Annotated in this window: 16 protein-coding genes; 9 read left to right on the top strand and 7 right to left on the bottom strand. The window is 49.8% G+C overall.

The window, feature by feature from the left end:
- The first annotated feature begins 208 nt into the window (after positions 1–208).
- Positions 209–1222, top strand: coding sequence for a tRNA (adenosine(37)-N6)-threonylcarbamoyltransferase complex transferase subunit TsaD (gene tsaD / locus RSC70_RS20005; protein WP_008814959.1), 1014 nt, complete (start codon positions 209–211; stop codon positions 1220–1222).
- A 57-nt stretch (positions 1223–1279) separates the two neighbouring features.
- Here the strand turns inward: tsaD and plsY are convergent, their stop codons facing one another.
- Positions 1280–1939, bottom strand: coding sequence for a glycerol-3-phosphate 1-O-acyltransferase PlsY (plsY, locus tag RSC70_RS20000; RefSeq protein ID WP_008814960.1), 660 nt, complete (start codon positions 1937–1939; stop codon positions 1280–1282).
- Between the two features lie 153 nt (positions 1940–2092).
- On the opposite strand from plsY, the gene folB reads away from it, so the two are divergent.
- The gene (gene folB, locus RSC70_RS19995; RefSeq protein WP_004846669.1) at positions 2093–2449 is read left to right on the top strand and encodes a bifunctional dihydroneopterin aldolase/7,8-dihydroneopterin epimerase; all 357 of its coding nucleotides are present in this window, start codon (positions 2093–2095) and stop codon (positions 2447–2449) included.
- 137 nt (positions 2450–2586) lie between these two features.
- Positions 2587–3405, top strand: a complete 819-nt coding sequence (gene bacA, locus RSC70_RS19990) for an undecaprenyl-diphosphate phosphatase (protein ID WP_020303470.1) — start codon at positions 2587–2589, stop codon at positions 3403–3405.
- Between the two features lie 63 nt (positions 3406–3468).
- Here the strand turns inward: bacA and RSC70_RS19985 are convergent, their stop codons facing one another.
- From RSC70_RS19985 to RSC70_RS19970, 4 genes are all read right to left on the bottom strand, one after another.
- Positions 3469–4719 carry a multifunctional CCA addition/repair protein gene (locus RSC70_RS19985; RefSeq protein WP_332543364.1) on the bottom strand — a complete coding sequence of 417 codons (1251 nt, stop codon included), beginning with the start codon at positions 4717–4719 and terminating at the stop codon, positions 3469–3471.
- Positions 4720–4890: 171 nt separating this feature from the next.
- Complete coding sequence (locus RSC70_RS19980; RefSeq protein WP_004846672.1) at positions 4891–5508, bottom strand: TIGR04211 family SH3 domain-containing protein; 618 nt, start codon at positions 5506–5508, stop codon at positions 4891–4893.
- Between the two features lie 220 nt (positions 5509–5728).
- Positions 5729–6994: an inorganic phosphate transporter gene (locus RSC70_RS19975; protein WP_004846673.1), complete on the bottom strand. Its 1266-nt coding sequence runs from the start codon at positions 6992–6994 to the stop codon at positions 5729–5731.
- Between the two features lie 52 nt (positions 6995–7046).
- The gene (locus RSC70_RS19970) at positions 7047–7727 is read right to left on the bottom strand and encodes a TIGR00153 family protein (RefSeq protein WP_008814963.1); all 681 of its coding nucleotides are present in this window, start codon (positions 7725–7727) and stop codon (positions 7047–7049) included.
- Positions 7728–7886: 159 nt separating this feature from the next.
- On the opposite strand from RSC70_RS19970, the gene RSC70_RS19965 reads away from it, so the two are divergent.
- The 4 genes from RSC70_RS19965 to RSC70_RS19950 all read left to right on the top strand — a co-directional run bounded on the left by RSC70_RS19965 (position 7887) and on the right by RSC70_RS19950 (position 12810).
- The gene (locus tag RSC70_RS19965; RefSeq protein WP_332543366.1) at positions 7887–9191 is read left to right on the top strand and encodes an inorganic triphosphatase; all 1305 of its coding nucleotides are present in this window, start codon (positions 7887–7889) and stop codon (positions 9189–9191) included.
- A gap of 124 nt (positions 9192–9315) precedes the next feature.
- Positions 9316–12159 (top strand): bifunctional [glutamate--ammonia ligase]-adenylyl-L-tyrosine phosphorylase/[glutamate--ammonia-ligase] adenylyltransferase, encoded by a 2844-nt coding sequence (gene glnE / locus RSC70_RS19960; RefSeq protein WP_114445135.1) that lies wholly within the window; start codon positions 9316–9318, stop codon positions 12157–12159.
- Between the two features lie 85 nt (positions 12160–12244).
- Positions 12245–12490 carry a type II toxin-antitoxin system CcdA family antitoxin gene (locus tag RSC70_RS19955; RefSeq protein WP_008814966.1) on the top strand — a complete coding sequence of 82 codons (246 nt, stop codon included), beginning with the start codon at positions 12245–12247 and terminating at the stop codon, positions 12488–12490.
- The gene (locus RSC70_RS19950; protein WP_008814967.1) at positions 12490–12810 is read left to right on the top strand and encodes a CcdB family protein; all 321 of its coding nucleotides are present in this window, start codon (positions 12490–12492) and stop codon (positions 12808–12810) included. Before RSC70_RS19955 ends, RSC70_RS19950 begins: the two co-directional genes overlap by 1 nt.
- A 57-nt stretch (positions 12811–12867) precedes the next feature.
- Here the strand turns inward: RSC70_RS19950 and RSC70_RS19945 are convergent, their stop codons facing one another.
- Positions 12868–13797, bottom strand: a complete 930-nt coding sequence (locus RSC70_RS19945; protein ID WP_008814968.1) for a Kdo(2)-lipid IV(A) acyltransferase — start codon at positions 13795–13797, stop codon at positions 12868–12870.
- Between the two features lie 107 nt (positions 13798–13904).
- On the opposite strand from RSC70_RS19945, the gene hldE reads away from it, so the two are divergent.
- Positions 13905–15335: a bifunctional D-glycero-beta-D-manno-heptose-7-phosphate kinase/D-glycero-beta-D-manno-heptose 1-phosphate adenylyltransferase HldE gene (gene hldE / locus RSC70_RS19940; protein WP_008814969.1), complete on the top strand. Its 1431-nt coding sequence runs from the start codon at positions 13905–13907 to the stop codon at positions 15333–15335.
- A gap of 30 nt (positions 15336–15365) precedes the next feature.
- Entirely contained in the window at positions 15366–16610 is a 1245-nt protein-coding gene (yjeH, locus tag RSC70_RS19935; protein WP_039187939.1) for an L-methionine/branched-chain amino acid transporter, read from the top strand.
- A gap of 89 nt (positions 16611–16699) precedes the next feature.
- Here the strand turns inward: yjeH and ubiK are convergent, their stop codons facing one another.
- Positions 16700–16975 carry a ubiquinone biosynthesis accessory factor UbiK gene (ubiK, locus tag RSC70_RS19930; protein ID WP_008814971.1) on the bottom strand — a complete coding sequence of 92 codons (276 nt, stop codon included), beginning with the start codon at positions 16973–16975 and terminating at the stop codon, positions 16700–16702.
- Positions 16976–17233: the final 258 nt, after the last annotated feature.

Raw genomic sequence — 17233 nt, 5'->3', positions numbered from 1 at the left:
TTAATCCGAACAGCACCGCTTTGTAAAGCAATGATGCGCTAATGTCCACAGGATTTTCACTATCCAACTGTTACGTTGACTTGTTACAGCAAGGATAGCAGGTGGTTTTTAGTCGGTTAATTTGCCACAGCACGAAAGCGGAACAGTATAGCTGAATTGTGCTATTATGCGCCACCTTAGTTGTTGGAGAAAAGTTGTTGGAGCCGCCATGCGCATTCTGGGCATCGAAACATCCTGTGATGAAACCGGTATCGCCATTTATGACGATGAACAAGGTATTTTGGCTAACCAGTTGTATAGCCAGATAAAACTACATGCTGATTACGGTGGCGTTGTCCCTGAACTGGCATCTCGCGACCATGTGCGCAAAACCATTCCCCTGATTCAGGCGGCCCTAAAAGAAGCCAATTTAACGGCAAAAGATCTCGATGGCGTCGCATATACCGCAGGGCCAGGTCTGGTTGGTGCGTTATTGGTAGGCGCGACCGTGGGACGTGCGTTGGCATTTGCATGGGATTTACCTGCGGTTCCTGTTCATCATATGGAAGGCCATTTGCTCGCTCCAATGCTGGAAGATAATCCTCCTGCGTTTCCGTTTGTTGCGCTACTCGTTTCTGGCGGGCATACCCAGCTCATCAGCGTAACCGGTATGGGGCAATACGAATTGTTAGGCGAATCTATTGATGACGCCGCCGGTGAAGCTTTCGATAAAACCGCTAAACTGCTGGGGTTAGACTACCCGGGCGGCCCAATGTTATCGAAAATGGCGCAGCAGGGAGAGGCCGGACGCTTTGTTTTCCCTCGCCCAATGACCGATCGCCCCGGCCTTGATTTCAGTTTTTCCGGTTTGAAAACCTTCGCCGCGAACACTATCCGTAATAATGAGGCCGACGAGCAAACGCGCGCAGATATTGCACGTGCATTTGAAGATGCCGTAGTTGATACACTGGCGATTAAATGCAAACGTGCATTAGAGCAAACAGGATTCAAACGTTTGGTGATGGCCGGTGGGGTTAGCGCTAACCGTACGCTGCGAGCTCGTCTGGCCGAAATGATGAAAAAGCGCGGTGGTGAAGTCTTTTATGCCCGCCCTGAGTTTTGTACCGACAATGGCGCGATGATTGCGTACGCCGGAATGGTTCGACTGAAGAGCGGTGTAAATGCCGACCTGAGTGTTTCCGTTCGTCCACGTTGGCCTTTAGCTGAGCTGCCAGCGGTGTAACGTTGATAGCTAGCAATATGTGAATCTGAAAATGGCGACCTGTAGGTCGCCATTTTGCTATTGGTCGGTATGCTTTTTCTCAGAAGCCGAGTCTTCAGAAGTCGGGTCGGCTTCTTTTGTTGGCTTTTTGAGTTTCTTCCAGATTTTGCTTTCTTGTCCGCGCCACAAACGTTGGATGTTGTCGTGGTGACGCATCAGAATTAAGCAGGAAAGCATTGCAACCGGAAACGTAAACTGGGGGGTGAACCACCATACATAAAACGGAGCAACCAGCGCGCTGACGATTGCGCCAAGTGAAGAATAACCACTCAGCAACACGGTGAGCAGCCATGTTACGGTCATGAGACCGGTAAGATCCCAACCGATAGGTGCGATGGCTCCGAATGCTGTCGCCACGCCTTTCCCACCGCGGAAATGAAAAAATACCGGGTAGATATGGCCTAGGCAGGCCGCTATTGCGGTCAATCCAAGGTAAAGAGGTGCAACGTCAAATTTATAGGCTAGCCAAACGGGTAGCATACCTTTGAGCACATCAAAAATTAGCACAGCAGCGGCGGCGGTTTTGCCCCCAATGCGTAACACATTGGTGGCTCCCGGATTTCCAGAGCCGTTCTCACGTGGATCGGGTAGACCCGCCACTCGACAGACGACAATAGCGCTGGAAATGGAGCCGCACAGGTATGCGAGAATAATCATGCCTAACGCAGTCGCACTCATAACTCAGCTCCGTCTTACGTTCGTTGTTTTTTACATCAAAAGACATAAAAGGGTATAAAGGTTAAGGGTCGTTTTAACAACCATATCTGTGGATAATACGCACATTCAAACAGAAGTGGTATCCAACCAAAGGCAAAAACCGAGAATCACGTGATGGACATCGTATTTATTGAAGAATTAACCGTCATTACCACAATTGGTGTTTATGACTGGGAGCAAACCATTCGCCAAAAGCTGGTATTTGATATAGAGCTGGCGTGGGATAATCGCAAAGCAGCGCTGAGTGACGATGTGTCTGACTGTTTAAGTTACGCCGATGTCAGTGAAGCCGTCATCAAGCATGTTGAGCCGAATCAGTTTGCTTTGGTTGAGCGAGTTGCGGAAGAAGTGGCTGTGATGCTGATGGATAGATTTAATAGCCCTTGGGTACGAATTAAAGTGAGTAAGCCAGGGGCGGTTGCCCACGCCAAAAGCGTTGGCGTACAGATTGAACGCGGAAAGCGGATTTAATTTGTGAGAACAGTGTGATTTTTATGTCATATTGGCGAAACTTTATTGATTTAGCCTAGTCACAGTCTTACATCATAAGTGGCGCAATAGCGTCACTTTTTTGCGTTTATTGCGCGTTTAAAAAGGGTAGTGCTTTTATGGATCTGCATTTGCTGATCAATGCGTTTATTCTTGGGGTTGTAGAGGGTGTTACCGAGTTTTTGCCCGTTTCGTCAACGGGACATATGATTATTGTCGGGCACTGGCTGGGATTTGAAGGTGATAAAGCGAAAACCTTTGAAGTTATCATTCAGCTAGGCTCGATTTTAGCCGTTGTAGTGATGTTCTGGCGTCGCCTGTTTGGTTTGATCGGCATCCACTTTGGTCAGCCTCCCTTGCATGAAGGAAAAACTCAGGGGCATTTAACGCTAGGGCATATTATTCTGGCGATGATCCCTGCGGTGGTGATGGGGTTAGTGTTTCACGATGCGATTAAGACGCTCTTTGCGCCACGTACCGTTGTGTATGCTTTGGTTGTTGGCGGTTTTCTACTGTTGGCCGCAGAATGGCTCAAGCCGAAGCAGCCGCGAGCGGTAGGGCTGGATGATATTACCTATCGTCAGGCGTTTATGATCGGTTGTTTTCAGTGTCTTGCGCTTTGGCCTGGTTTTTCCCGCTCAGGAGCCACTATTTCCGGCGGTATGCTGATGGGCGTGAGCCGCTTTGCAGCGTCTGAATTCTCTTTCATTTTGGCTGTACCAATGATGATGGGCGCAACGGCGTTAGAGCTGTATAAAAGTCTGCCGTTTCTCTCAGTGGCTGATTTGCCCATGTTTGCGGTGGGATTCGTCACGGCGTTTATCGTGGCGCTGATTGCGATTAAAACCTTCCTCAGCGTGATTAAACGTATCTCTTTTGTACCATTCGCGATTTATCGTTTTATCGTTGCGGCAGTGGTCTATATGGTGTTCCTGTAAGGGATTTCTGATGAGATGAAAAAAGGCCTCAGGTTTATACCGAGGCCTTTTTGATCTGGTGTTCTAGCGACTATTTGTGTCTTCTTGAGGCGAAGCTTCTTGTTTCCACGTTTTTAGCGCATGCAGACGGCGTTGCTGTAACTCTTCACGAATTTGCTGCCCTTTGAATCCCGCATCCACGACGTCTCGTACAGATACACCTTCGGCCACTTTATAGGCTGCCCGCAGATAATCACCCTGTGGATAGGGATTATTTTCAAAACCGGTTCTGCCTCGCGCATCGGCTTCGCTGGTCATAATCATTTGATCCAAACGATGAGGTTTGCGCCATACATCAATAGAATCAAATAATTTGAGCAGAGTGACTGGCCGTAATTTTTCCACGGTATGGATAAGATCGTGATATTCAGCCACAATTTTTGCTAATTCTCGAACGGCATTAGGAACGCGCATACGTTGGCAAAGTGCTTCCACCAGTTTCACGCCCGCAGGGCCGTGTCCATGGTGATGTGGCCAGAGCTCAGGCGGTGTTAGGCCTTTGCCTAAATCATGCGTTAGCGTGGCGAACCGTACATCAACCTCTTCAGTGAGTTTAGCGGCCATTGCAAGCGCCATTAGCGTATGTATTCCGGTATCAATTTCCGGGTGCCACTTTTCTGGAGCCGGTACGCCAAACAGATTATCGATTTCCGGAAATAAAATGGCCAGCGCACCGCAGTCGCGCAACACTTGGAAATAGATCTGCGGGCTTTGCGTCATCAATGCTTTTTCAGTTTCACGCCAGACGCGCTCTGGAGTGAGATTCTGCAACTCGTTGTCAGTGGTCATTTGCGTCATCAACGCTATGGTTTCTGCTGCAACATGGAATCCTAGATGGGCAAAGCGAGCAGCAAAGCGAGCGACGCGCAAAACGCGGAGTGGGTCTTCATGAAACGCATCCGAGACGTGGCGTAACACTTTGTTATTTAAGTCGTCTAGGCCGCCATAGGGATCGATAAGCGTGCCATCAGCGCTTTCAGCCATGGCGTTTATGGTGAGATCGCGGCGCAGCAAATCCTGCTCTAGCGTCACATCGGGAGCGAAGTAGGTGACAAAACCAGTGTAACCACGGCCTGACTTACGCTCAGTACGCGCCAGCGCATATTCTTCGTGAGACTTTGGGTGTAGAAAAACGGGAAAATCTTTCCCAACTTGCTCAAACCCCTGCGCAATAAGTTCTTCTGGGGTTGCACCTTCAATCACCCAGTCGCGATCATAAACCGGTAAATTTAATCGTTTATCGCGTACGGCTCCGCCGACCAAGAAAATCTTCAAACTTACTTCCTCAGAGATACCCCACATATTTGCTGCAACGTTATCGTCACTCAAGATATGAAAGGAATAAAACAATTGTTTGGAACAGATGATTTGTTAACTATAGGTTACGACAAACCTTACGAGTGCAGAAACAAAAAACGCCGCAAGCGGCGTTTTTTTCATGAGTGATTAGTTCATCCAGCGATCTTTTTTCCGGCGCGGGATTAGGCGCGGTAAAAGCAGGCCTAGCAGCAGGCCACCACCTGCGACGCCGCCGCCGTAGAGGAACCACTCCATGAAGATGGCGCGTTTTTTATCATCCAATTGGGTATCGATGACGCTCATCTTTTTTTGGGCGCTAGCCAGTTGTTCTTTCAGATTTTGATTCTCTGATTTTAGGCCGTTGATGGTGTTGTCACTGTTAGCGACTTTTTGCTGCATTTCGGCGGTGCGCTGGTTCCAACTGTTATCGATATTGGTTAGCTTGTCCGTTAAGGTTTTGACCTGCTGTTCCAACTCTGGAACACGGCTACGTAAACTGGGTTCGGTACTCAGTTGTTCCATCGGTAGCCACACGGTACGGCCTTTAGCGTCGCGCACCTGACCATATTTGTTATCTGCATTAACGCTCAACAGCTCAACTTCTTCACCCGCATTCAGTGTTCCGACAATACGATACTGGTTACCTGGGCCACTGTGGACATAAGTATTCAGTTCGTCGGAAATGTAGCGCTTCTCTTCAGCATGGGCGTTCAGCGTAAAGCAGGCGGCGAGTAGTGTTAAACAAACTAAGCGAAATTTATGCATCTGATTTTCATTTTTAAGTGGATGAAGAGACAAAATACTACGGGGAACAGTGTGGCGACGCAATGAAAAATCCGAAATGGGAACTTTCTGACTTCTAACGCTGGCAGCGACAACGTTCCACGCCAGCCGCTAAAAATAAACAGGCCTAATAATTGCTTATCAGACCTGTGGTTTTATCTATTTATTTGGCTTTCAGTGGTGGATTAACTAAAAGCGCAGATTAGCCAAAAAGCGCCTGCAAAATATAAAACAGAACGATCGATAATCCAGCACCGGCTGGCAGCGTAATGATCCACGATGCGACGATGTTGCGTACAACGTTGAGATTTAACGCCGCTATACCGCGAGCAAAACCTACGCCTAACACGGCACCCACCAGCGTTTGCGTGGTTGAGATTGGCAGCCCAGTCCCTGATGCGATAACCACGGTAGACGCGGTGGCAAACTGCGCGGCGAACCCACGGCTTGGCGTGAGGTCGGTGATGCCGCTGCCTACGGTTTCCATAACACGACGTCCCATCAACGCTAAACCAATCACGATGCCAATTCCACCCAGTGGTAATATCCACCAAACAATAGGTGAGGTAGACGCTAGTGCGATGGGATCATGCACAATCGCAACGATGGCGGAAAGTGGTCCAATCGCATTGGCGACGTCATTGGAGCCATGGGCGAAAGCCATCGCGCAGGCGGTAATGACCATTAATAGGCTGAATACTTTTTCTACGCCGCGGAAATGGTCTTCTTCATCGGCATTATCGACGAAGGATTTCCGCGCGAGGTAGAAATAGCCGCCAACCATCACCAGAACGGAGAGGGCGATAGAGATAAGCCACGTTTCGCCGTTGGTTAGGTGTAACCCAACGTGTTTTAACCCTTTTTTGATGGTCACCAGCAAAATGACCAGCGACGTCAAAAACATATAAATAGGGCCATAGCGGCGGGCGTTGGCAAACGGTTTATCGGTATTAAAGATCAGGCGCTGAGCGCTGAGGAAAATACCGTAGGCCACTACGCCCGAAATGAGAGGCGTAATGATCCAACTGCCGACAATACCTTTCACGCCGCCCCATTCGACGGCATCAGGCCCGACGGATACGCAGGCAAAACCAATAATTGCACCAATGATGGAGTGGGTCGTTGATACCGGCCAGCCCATCATCGAGGCTAAGATGAGCCAGATACCAGCGGCTAGCAACGATGACATCATGCCGAATATCAGCACGTCCGGCTGAGCGCTAAACGCGCTAGTATCAATAATGCCATTACGAATGGTTTGCGTGACTTCACCACCGGCCAAATAGGCACCGGCGAATTCAAATATCATGGCGATAATAATCGCCTGACGGACGGTGATAGCGCGGGCGCCAACGGAGGTGCCCATTGCGTTTGCAACGTCATTAGCCCCGATACCAATCGCCATCAGCAAGCCAAAAAATGCAGCGATGAGGATCAGCAAAGTGCCGTGGTCAGCAATAATTGCCATTTATGTGAGTCCAAAATATAAAAGATTAAAGTTAACAATAAGAAACCAAGGGTTAGCCGCGAGCCAGCATCATCTCAAGGCGAGAACCGACGCGCAGAGATTCGTCGGCAAGACTGCCAATCCACTCCATGACCTGATACAGGCACATCACGTCGATAGGGTTATGTTGTGGTTCGAGGACGAGCAATGCTTGACGCAGTAGGATCTGCTGATGATCGGTGTCATCTTCAATGTGATCTAACTCCATCACCATTTGCTCTACTAAGGATGCTTCGCGTCCACGGAAGCCGGTTTCTAAAAGTTCGTCCAGTTCGTGGATCACTTTATTCGCCTGCGTGGTAGCATCTAGGCAACGTTGTAGGTAGACCATGAAATCTGCCTGCATTTGCTGTGGTACCTGCAAATTGCGACCAATGACACGACCCGCAATATCCTTGGCGCGATTGGCCAAACGATCCTGCTGGGTGACTAAATCAAGCATGTCGGAGCGGTCAACCGGCAGAAATAGGCCGCGCGGTAACTTGAGGCGAATTTCCCGTTTAAGCACGTCAGCCTGCTTTTCCAGAGTAGAAATCAGCTCACGAATATGTTGGGCTTCATCCCACTGCTGTTGAGCGGTGGCTTGAAAGAAAGGTACCAGCAGCGAGCAGCATTCATGCACGCGGCTAGCATGTTCCTGAAGCGGTTTCAGGGGAGACTTGGCAAACAATCCTAAAATAGTATTTACTGGCATCACTCATGCACCTTTTGATGGTTTTCTGCGCAAAAGTTGTCAGAAGGGTGCGCATGTTAACTGATGTGTTTTGTGTTGCACACAATTTTTGTATTTCAAACTGAACTTATTGATATAGTTCGGTAAAACCTTAATGTGAATGAAACTATGACCGAAGCTATGACCGTAGAAATCGAACTAAAATTCATCGCTACGCCAGAAGTCGCGGAACAACTATCTGCGCGTTTGGCCCCGTGGCCAAATGTACATACGGCGGCTCAAAAACTGACCAATATCTATTATGAGACGTCTGAAAACACGTTACGTGGCTATGACATGGGATTACGCGTTCGTGGCTATGGCGATCGCTATGAGATGACGCTCAAAACGGCGGGGAAAACCATTGGTGGCCTGCACCAGCGACCTGAGTTTAACGTTGAACTGAAAGGCGCCGATTTAGATATTCGTCTGCTTCCACCAGAAGTTTGGCCGAAGGGTTGCGATGTTGATGCATTGCAAGCTGCGCTATCTCCCGTATTTAGCACGCATTTTGCGCGTGAAAAGTGGGTGGTTACTTACCGTTCCAGCGAGATAGAGGTTGCGTTGGATCAAGGCGAGGTCAAAGCCGGCGAGCTGAGCGAGCCGCTATATGAGATTGAGCTGGAGCTGAAATCGGGTAGCCGCGAAGATTTGCTGGCCTTTGCGCAGGAGATTACCGCCGAAGGGGGACTTCGCTTAGGCAGTTTAAGTAAAGCCGCGCGGGGTTATCATTTGGCAAAAGGCAATCCGCAGCGTGAAATTGTTCCGCTTGGAATACTGAAAGTGGCGCCTAAAGCCAGCGTCGAACAGGGCATGACCGACGCCTTTACCTTCGCACTACGTCACTGGCAAGCCAACGAGGAAGTTTGGTTACAGGGTGACCGTAAAGCGCAGAAAACCGTACTTGAAGCGGTTGAACTGCTGCGACAGATTTTTGTGCTGTTCGGTGGATTAGTACCGCGTAAGGCAAGCACTGAGCTGCGTGCGGGGCTGACCGCGCTGGAAGAACAATTGGCGACGCCGCGTTTAGATGCACAAAAGGTCTGTTTTAGCCCGTTGTATCTGAATACCCAGTTAGCACTTACTCGCTGGATAGCGACCGCAGGCTGGCGTTCTTTTGTGAATGAGAAAACTCAAACTAAATTGAATGCATCCTTCAAGCGCTTTGCTGACATCATGTTAGGTCGGGCCGGTGCTGAGCTGAAGGAAGCCTTTGACCATGTGCATCATGGCGGCGAATATCAGGATAAATATACGCGTTTGGTTCGCCAACTGCTGTCGTTTCATGTGCTGTCAGGTGCGTATCCCGATGAGGATGTTGCGCAATATTTATCTGGTTGGCAGACGCTGCAACAAGCCATCATCCAGAAACAGGAAGCATATATTGAATCTACCCGTAAGCATGCCATGGATCAGCCCGTATTTTGGTTGAATGGTACTCATTGATTCGTCGCTCCTTCTTTGGCATTGAGTCATACGCCTCCTCTCCAGTGAGCGCTGGAGAGAGCAAAGAAGGAGAGTTCTGCACCGTTTTCCGCCTGAATACAGGCGAATGTTCAAGGGAGTGTCTATGTCTGCGTTTGCTTCCCGCCCGCTTCCCTCTTTGTTGCAGGCTCAGGCCACGCAAATCTCGGAGCGTTTGGCCGTTTCCTCTCCTGAGGAGCTTTGTGCTCTCGCGCTAAGCGACTTCATGAGTGAAAATTTCATTACGCATCCCGAATGGTGGCAGCAACTGCATGACACCCCTCCAACGTCTAACGAGTGGCAAAATTATGCTAATTGGTTAGACGAACAATTAGTAAACGCTCTCGATGAAGCCAGCCTAATGCGCGGACTACGGCTGTTTCGCCGACATATGCTGGCGCGTATTTCATGGATGCAATCGCTTAATCTGTGTGAAACGAGCGATACGTTGCGCCAACTAAGCGAACTGGCTGAAACACTGATTATTACTGCTCGCGATCGCCTCTATCAAACATGCTGTGCCGAATGGGGAACACCGTGTAATTCTCAGGGCGAGCCACAGCCGCTGTTGATTTTAGGTATGGGGAAATTGGGCGGTGGAGAACTAAATTTTTCCTCGGATATCGATCTGATTTTTGCCTATCCAGAAAGCGGCGTAACTCAGGGAGGACGGCGTGAGTTAGATAACGCGCAGTTCTTTACCCGCTTGGGACAGCGTTTGATCAAAGCGCTCGATCAGCCCACGGTAGACGGATTTGTCTACCGCGTTGATATGCGGTTGCGTCCGTTTGGCGACAGCGGTCCTTTGGTGCTGAGTTTTGCTGCGCTGGAGGATTATTATCAGGAGCAAGGGCGCGACTGGGAACGTTATGCCATGGTGAAAGCACGGTTGATGGGCGGCAGCGAAGATGCCTACAGCCAAGAGCTACGCCGTACTTTGCGCCCGTTTGTCTTTCGCCGCTATATTGATTTCAGCGTGATTCAGTCGCTGAGAAACATGAAAAGCATGATTGCCCGTGAAGTGCGGCGCAGGGGTTTGAAAGATAACATTAAGCTTGGGGCGGGGGGCATTCGTGAGATTGAATTTATCACCCAAGTTTTCCAACTGATCCGCGGGGGTCGTGAACCCAGTTTGCAACAACGGGCGTTGCAGCCTTCTTTACGTGCTATCGGCCAGCTTGGTCTGCTCCAGCCGGAGCAGGTTGAATCTTTGCTCAGCAGTTACCTGTTTTTGCGTCGTCTGGAAAATCTTCTGCAGGCCATCAATGATGAGCAAACCCAAACGTTACCGACAGATGAGCTGAATCAGGCGCGTTTAGCGTGGGGAATGGGGTTTGGTGATTGGCCGGAACTCATGGCACAGCGAGATCAGCATATGCGCAGTGTTCGTTTAATTTTTAACGAGCTTATTGGCGATGACGAGGGGAATGAAGGCGGTGAGACGGCACCTAGCGAGCAGTTTGCTGCGCTGTGGCAGGATTCGCTTGATGAAAGCGATCTTGACCCTTTTACTCCGCAGTTAGAGGGCGAATCGCGTCAGTTACTGCTCAGATGCATCAATGATTTTCGTAATGATGTGGATAAACGCACCATCGGTCCGCGTGGTCGAGAAGTGCTGGGCCAGTTAATGCCAGAGTTGTTAGGTGAAGTTTGTGCCCGAGAAGATGCCGTACGTGTACTGCAACGTCTAACACCTTTGTTATTAAATATCGTAACGCGCACCACTTATCTGGAACTGTTGGTCGAGTATCGCGCTGCGCTGAGCCAGCTTATCCGCCTGTGTGCGGCATCGCCGATGGTGGCGACGCAGTTGGCTCGTTATCCGCTGTTGCTGGATGAGTTACTTGATCCCAACACGCTGTATCAACCCGTGCCGCAGGATGCTTACCAAGATGAATTGCGCCAATATTTGATGCGTGTTCCCGCCGATGATGAAGAGCAAAATCTTGAGGCGTTGCGCCAGTTTAAGCATGCACATCAACTAAGAATTGCTGCTAGTGATATATCTGGTGCGCTGCCGGTGATGAAAGTTAGCGATCATCTCACCTATTTGGCCGAAGCGATGATTGATGCCGTAGTACAACAGGCATGGACTCATATGGTTGCGCGCTATGGTCAACCGACTCACTTGCAAGGACGAGAAGGGCGTGGGTTTGCGGTGCTTGGCTACGGTAAGCTCGGTGGCTGGGAGTTGGGATACAGTTCTGATCTGGATCTGGTTTTCCTGTTGGATTGCCCTTCTGATGTGATGACCAGCGGAGAACGTAGCATTGACGGGCGTCAGTTCTATCTGCGTTTGGCGCAGCGCATCATGCATCTGTTCAGTACCCGAACGTCCTCTGGCATTTTATACGAAGTGGATGCTCGCCTGCGCCCATCGGGGGCGTCGGGAATGTTGGTTAGTACCGTGGAGTCTTTCGCAGAATATCAGCGTAACGAGGCCTGGACATGGGAACATCAAGCTTTGGTGCGCGCCCGCCCAGTCTACGGCGATACACAAATCCATCAGCAGTTTGACGCCATTCGACATGAGATCCTATGCCGCCCTCGAGTCGGCGATACGCTGAAGATCGAGGTGCGTGAGATGCGCGAAAAAATGCGCCAACATTTAGGGGGCAAGCATCGCGAGATGTTTGATATTAAAGCAGATGAAGGCGGCATCACTGACATTGAGTTCATTGCACAATATCTCGTGTTGAACTACGCGGCCCAAGAACCTCGGCTTACTCGCTGGTCTGATAACGTACGTATTTTCGAGTTGATGGCAAACTACAACATCATGCCTGATGATGAGGCCGCGGCGCTGACCAAAGCATATGTCACGATGCGTGATGCGATCCATCACTTGGCTCTGCAAGAGCAGTCAGGAACGGTTGGGTTGGATATGTTTGTTGCCGAGCGTGAGCAGGTTCGTCAAAGCTGGGCCAAGTGGCTGGGTGAGAAAATATAATCTTTGAGAAGTTGTGCGCAAATTTTATTCATTTGTCTTTTTGTTGTTCTATAATGCGCATAATTTATGCGCATGAGATTTTAGTATGAAACGTAAAACACTGCTAACGGGCAGCAAAAAGGCGGTTAATGTGAGCATCGATCAAGGACTGATACAGCAGGCAAAGGCACTCAATATCAATTTATCTGCAGTGATGGAGGATGCACTGCAACGGGCAGTGATTGCCAAAGGGCAACAGCAGTGGCTGGCAAATAATCGTCAAAGCATTGCTGCGTACAATCAGGATGTGGAAGAGCATGGCGTATTCAGTGATGGCCTGAGGTCTTTCTGATGAGCCAGTTTTGCGTATATGCAAACCGGGATCGCGCGTCGGCAAAGCGCTTTCCCTATCTTCTGGATGTTCAGCACGATTTTTTGTCATCTCTGTCTACTCGAATGGTCATCCCGCTGGGATTGAGAAATCCATCATCGCCGTTGGCTGAGCAAGAACGTTTGATCTTGAGCTTTAAGATTGAAGGACAAGAGGTGCTGTTGATGACGCCGCAGATGTCGGGGGTTGCCCTGTCCCAACTGGGTGAGCAAGTCGATGACTTGAATTATTGCCGAGATGACATTGTTGGGGCGATGGATTTCTTAGTCTTTGGGTATTAGTGGCTTCGTCCTTGAAACCGTTGCCGTGTATCTATTTAGCTATTCATTATCTGGCTGCTAATAGCGCGAAGGCATTCCTTTCGGGCGAGTCTTGAAGCGGCGGTGCATCCACATATATTGATTCGGCGCGCGTAAAATTTCTTGCTCAACGACTTTATTCATCGCTGCTGCCGCTACGGTTTCGTTTTCTAGCGGGAAATCTTCCAAACGTGGCTGAATAATCATGGTGTAGCCACTGCCATCTTCGGCTCGAATGGCATTGAACGGAATAATCGCAGGTTTTCCCATACGTGCCAGAATGTATGTGCCGGTGGTGGTCGCAGCCTGTTCTACGGCAAATAGTGGCACGAATACGCTGCTGCGGGGGCCGTAATCGTGGTCTGGCGCATACCAGACAATTTCACCCTCTTTCAACGCTCGGATCATGCCTTTAACGTCTTTTCGATCCAGCATATATTTGTTAGATCGTAGACGTCCCCAAGTTTGCATCCAGTCGACAACTTTGTTGTCGTTCGGGCGATAAACACCCACGCCGGGATTGTGAACGCCAAAAATGCGAGCGCCCAATTCCAGCGTGAGAAAATGCAAACCAATCAGCAAAACACCTTTTCCTTCCTGTTGTGCTTTGGTGATGTTTTCTAGCCCTTCGGCTTTACACCAGCGGTTAATTCGCCACGTTGGCCAAAACCAAGCCATGCCGGTTTCAATAAGCCCCATACCTACGGACTCAAAATTTTTGGCAACTCTTTCTTTGCGCTCAGACTCTGACATTTCAGGGAAGCAGAGCTCCAAATTACGCAAAGAAATTTTTACCCGGCGTTTCATAAACTTCATCGCAGTTCTGCCTAACCACGTTCCTAATTTAAACAGCCACGGATAGGGCAAGAGGACTAAAATGTATAGCACTCCGAGCCCTAGCCAAGTTAACCAGTAACGTGGGTGCAGTAGTTCGCGCTCGAATTTCGGGTAAACGTGATTGTCAGCCATAACGGAGAAACCAGAACCTCGGTCAATGAATTGAGAGCCTATTGTAATAGAAATAACGGCGCTTGTGATAATATCGCCGCCATCTTAGTCTGTTTTGGAGTCTGGGGATGAAAGTAACCCTACCTGATTTCCGTCATGCCAACGTACTGGTTGTGGGTGACGTAATGTTAGATCGCTACTGGTATGGACCCACCAGCCGTATTTCACCGGAAGCGCCAGTGCCTGTCGTAAAAGTGGATACCGTTGAGGAGCGTCCTGGCGGTGCGGCTAACGTGGCCATGAACATTGCATCCCTTGGTGCAAACGCCCGTTTGGTGGGTTTGACCGGCATCGATGATGCGGCCAGAGCGCTGAGCGCGAAGCTGGGTGAAGTGAATGTTAAATGCGATTTTGTCTCTGTGCCGACGCATCCGACAATTACAAAACTGCGTGTTTTATCGCGTAACCAGCAACTGATTCGTCTCGATTTTGAAGAGGGCTTTAGCAGTATTGATCCTCAACCGATCTTCGACAGAATTCAGCACGTATTGCCAAAATTAGGTGCGCTAATTTTATCCGATTACGCGAAAGGCGCTCTGAACTCCGTCCAGCAGATGATTCAATTAGCGCGTGCGGCGAATGTACCTGTGCTGATTGATCCGAAAGGTACCGATTTTGAGCGCTACCGCGGTGCCACGTTGTTAACGCCAAATCTGTCTGAATTTGAAGCCGTTGTTGGCCGCTGCAAAACCGATGAAGAGTTGGTCGAGCGTGGGTTACAACTGATGCGTGAATTTGAGCTGACGGCGTTGTTGGTGACGCGTTCTGAGCAAGGCATGACGCTACTGCAGCACGACCAGCCACCTTTGCACATGCCGACGCAGGCGCAGGAAGTTTATGACGTAACCGGTGCGGGTGATACGGTTATTGGTGTGTTGGCAACGTGTATTGCCGCAGGCACTTCATTGGAAGAAGCCTGTTTCTTGGCGAATGCTGGCGCCGGTGTCGTGGTTGGCAAGCTGGGGACGTCAACGGTTTCTCCGATTGAATTGGAAAATGCCATTCGTGGACGCAGCGAGACGGGCTTTGGCGTAATGAGTCAAGACGAGCTAAAAGTGGCCGTCGCTAATGCTCGCCAGCGTGGTGAAAAAGTCGTTATGACCAACGGCGTTTTTGACATTCTCCACGCGGGACATGTCTCTTATTTAGCTAATGCGCGTAAGCTTGGCGATCGCCTGATTGTCGCGGTTAACAGCGATGCATCAACCAAACGACTAAAAGGCGAAGAGCGTCCGGTGAATGCGCTGGCGCAGCGTATGATTGTGCTGGCGGCGTTGGAAGCGGTGGATTGGGTTATCTCGTTTGAAGAAGATACTCCGCAGCGCATTATCTCTGAAATTTTGCCAGACCTGCTGGTCAAAGGTGGCGATTACAAGCCGGAAGATATTGCTGGTGGCAAAGAGGTTATTGCTGCAGGTGGTGAAGTGCGTGTGCTGAACTTTGAAGATGGCTGCTCAACCACCAATATTATAAAAACCATTCGTCAGGGGCACGAGTAAAGGCCTGACGCACGACAATCGGAACACACTGTGAGTGGATTAAAGCAAGAGCTGGGATTGGCTCAGGGCGTGGGGCTACTGTCGACGTCATTGTTAGGAACGGGGGTATTTGCCGTTCCTGCGTTGGCGGCATTAGTGGCGGGCAATGATAGTTTATGGGCTTGGCCCATTCTGATTGTGCTCGTTTTTCCGATTGCTATTGGTTTTGCCGCGCTAGGGCGTCATTTTCCTAGCGCTGGCGGCGCTGCCCATTTCGTCGGTATGGCATTTGGGCCGCATATGGCCCGAGTCACGGGCTGGCTATTTCTTTCGGTTATCCCCGTTGGTTTGCCTGCGGCATTACAAATTGCAGCAGGCTTTTGGCAGGCCATGTTCGGCTGGCATGGTTGGCAGCTACTGTTGGTCGAGGTCGGAACTCTGAGCGCGGTGTGGTTTCTCGGTACACGAGGCGCCGGTTCCAGCGCTAACCTTCAGACGTTGATTGCTGCACTGGTTGTGGCACTTGTGGCTGCTATTTGGTGGCGCGGGGGGATCTCTCCTGCCGAAATTCCATTCCCTCAACCGTCTGATGTTAGCCCTAGTAATTTATTCTCCGCTTTGGCAGTGATGTTCTGGTGCTTTGTGGGCTTAGAAGCCTTTGCTCATTTGGCTTCTGAATTTAAGCATCCTGAACGTGATTTCCCGCGGGCGCTGATAATAGGTTTGCTGTTGGCTGGGATTGTCTATTGGGGATGTACGGTTGCCGTACTGCACTTCAATGCTTTCGGCGCGGAAAAAGCAGCGGCTGCGTCATTGCCGGGGATAGTGGTTCAACTGTTTGGACAGAAAGCGCTTTGGGTCGCCTGTATTATTGGCTATCTTGCCTGTTTTGCCAGCCTGAATATTTATACTCAAAGTTTTGCTCGTTTAGTTTGGTCACAGGCTCAGCTAAAGCAGAACAGTCGTTTGGCGAAACTTTCTGCACGTCAGGCGCCGGTTAATGCGTTAAATGTGGTTCTTGGCTGTTGCTTGGTATGTGCGGTTGGCATTTTCACGCTAGGTATCGCTTTAGATGAATTGATCATCTATGCCAATGGTATTTTTATTATGATCTATCTACTGTGCATGTTGGCGGGGTGTCGATTGCTGAAAGGGCGTTCACGCCTGATGGCGGCAATAGGTGGAGTATTATGCTTACTGTTGCTGTATATGGTGGGATGGAAAAGTGCGTACGCCATGGTTATGTTAGCCGCTCTGTGGGCTTTCCTGCCGAAGCGCGCCGTCGCGGGTGCCTAGATTCGTATTAGTACTGTTGTTTTCTTGCATATTGAACAAACAAAAAACGGAAGCCTAAGCTTCCGTTTTACTTTTGGGGCTGAGTTGGATTATTCCGCGTCTTTGGTCGTCGTCTCTGTTGCCGCCAGTTTTTCTTCTAGCGCAGAAAGGCGTTGTTCCATCAGGGCGAGTTTCTCGCGGGTACGCATGAGAACTTGAGTCTGCACGTCAAACTCTTCACGGTTGACTAAATCCATACGGTTGAACTGTGCTTGTAGGATTTGGCGTATCTTCTTCTCGACATCATCCCCGAACTCACGCAGTCCTTTTGGCATAGACTCATGCACCTGACGAGCAATTTGTTCAATTTTCTTCGGGTCAATCATGGAGTGTTCCTTGGTCGTTATGGTCATGCGTTGTGGCTTCACACCACGATCAGAACGAATGACGATGATATTGAGCTGCGGCATAGCCGTGATGCTTTAAGTCCATAGTGTAATGCGAGTTGGCTAACGGATAAACCTCTGTGATCGTTCTTGGATAATCAGGAAAGCCGATTGCCCAAATTAGTCATTAGCGTTATAGTTGGCCTGCTTATTCTCAGGGCGGGGTGGAAGTCCCCACCGGCGGTAAATTTATGCATA

The organism is Hafnia sp., from assembly GCF_036648275.1.
Lineage (GTDB): Bacteria > Pseudomonadota > Gammaproteobacteria > Enterobacterales > Enterobacteriaceae > Hafnia > Hafnia alvei.
The sequence above is the reverse complement of the archived record's forward strand: the minus strand, read 5'-3'. Positions and strand labels throughout refer to the sequence as shown.

Coding starts and splice junctions, on each gene's coding strand:
- RSC70_RS19970 (WP_008814963.1), bottom strand. CDS start 7,727: ATGCCAGTAAATACTATTTTAGGATTGTTTGCCAAGTCTCCCCTGAAA.
- folB (WP_004846669.1), top strand. CDS start 2,093: ATGGACATCGTATTTATTGAAGAATTAACCGTCATTACCACAATTGGT.
- ubiK (WP_008814971.1), bottom strand. CDS start 16,975: ATGATTGACCCGAAGAAAATTGAACAAATTGCTCGTCAGGTGCATGAG.
- RSC70_RS19950 (WP_008814967.1), top strand. CDS start 12,490: ATGAGCCAGTTTTGCGTATATGCAAACCGGGATCGCGCGTCGGCAAAG.
- tsaD (WP_008814959.1), top strand. CDS start 209: ATGCGCATTCTGGGCATCGAAACATCCTGTGATGAAACCGGTATCGCC.
- RSC70_RS19965 (WP_332543366.1), top strand. CDS start 7,887: ATGACCGTAGAAATCGAACTAAAATTCATCGCTACGCCAGAAGTCGCG.
- RSC70_RS19945 (WP_008814968.1), bottom strand. CDS start 13,797: ATGGCTGACAATCACGTTTACCCGAAATTCGAGCGCGAACTACTGCAC.
- plsY (WP_008814960.1), bottom strand. CDS start 1,939: ATGAGTGCGACTGCGTTAGGCATGATTATTCTCGCATACCTGTGCGGC.
- RSC70_RS19980 (WP_004846672.1), bottom strand. CDS start 5,508: ATGCATAAATTTCGCTTAGTTTGTTTAACACTACTCGCCGCCTGCTTT.
- hldE (WP_008814969.1), top strand. CDS start 13,905: ATGAAAGTAACCCTACCTGATTTCCGTCATGCCAACGTACTGGTTGTG.
- RSC70_RS19975 (WP_004846673.1), bottom strand. CDS start 6,994: ATGGCAATTATTGCTGACCACGGCACTTTGCTGATCCTCATCGCTGCA.
- glnE (WP_114445135.1), top strand. CDS start 9,316: ATGTCTGCGTTTGCTTCCCGCCCGCTTCCCTCTTTGTTGCAGGCTCAG.
- RSC70_RS19955 (WP_008814966.1), top strand. CDS start 12,245: ATGAAACGTAAAACACTGCTAACGGGCAGCAAAAAGGCGGTTAATGTG.
- bacA (WP_020303470.1), top strand. CDS start 2,587: ATGGATCTGCATTTGCTGATCAATGCGTTTATTCTTGGGGTTGTAGAG.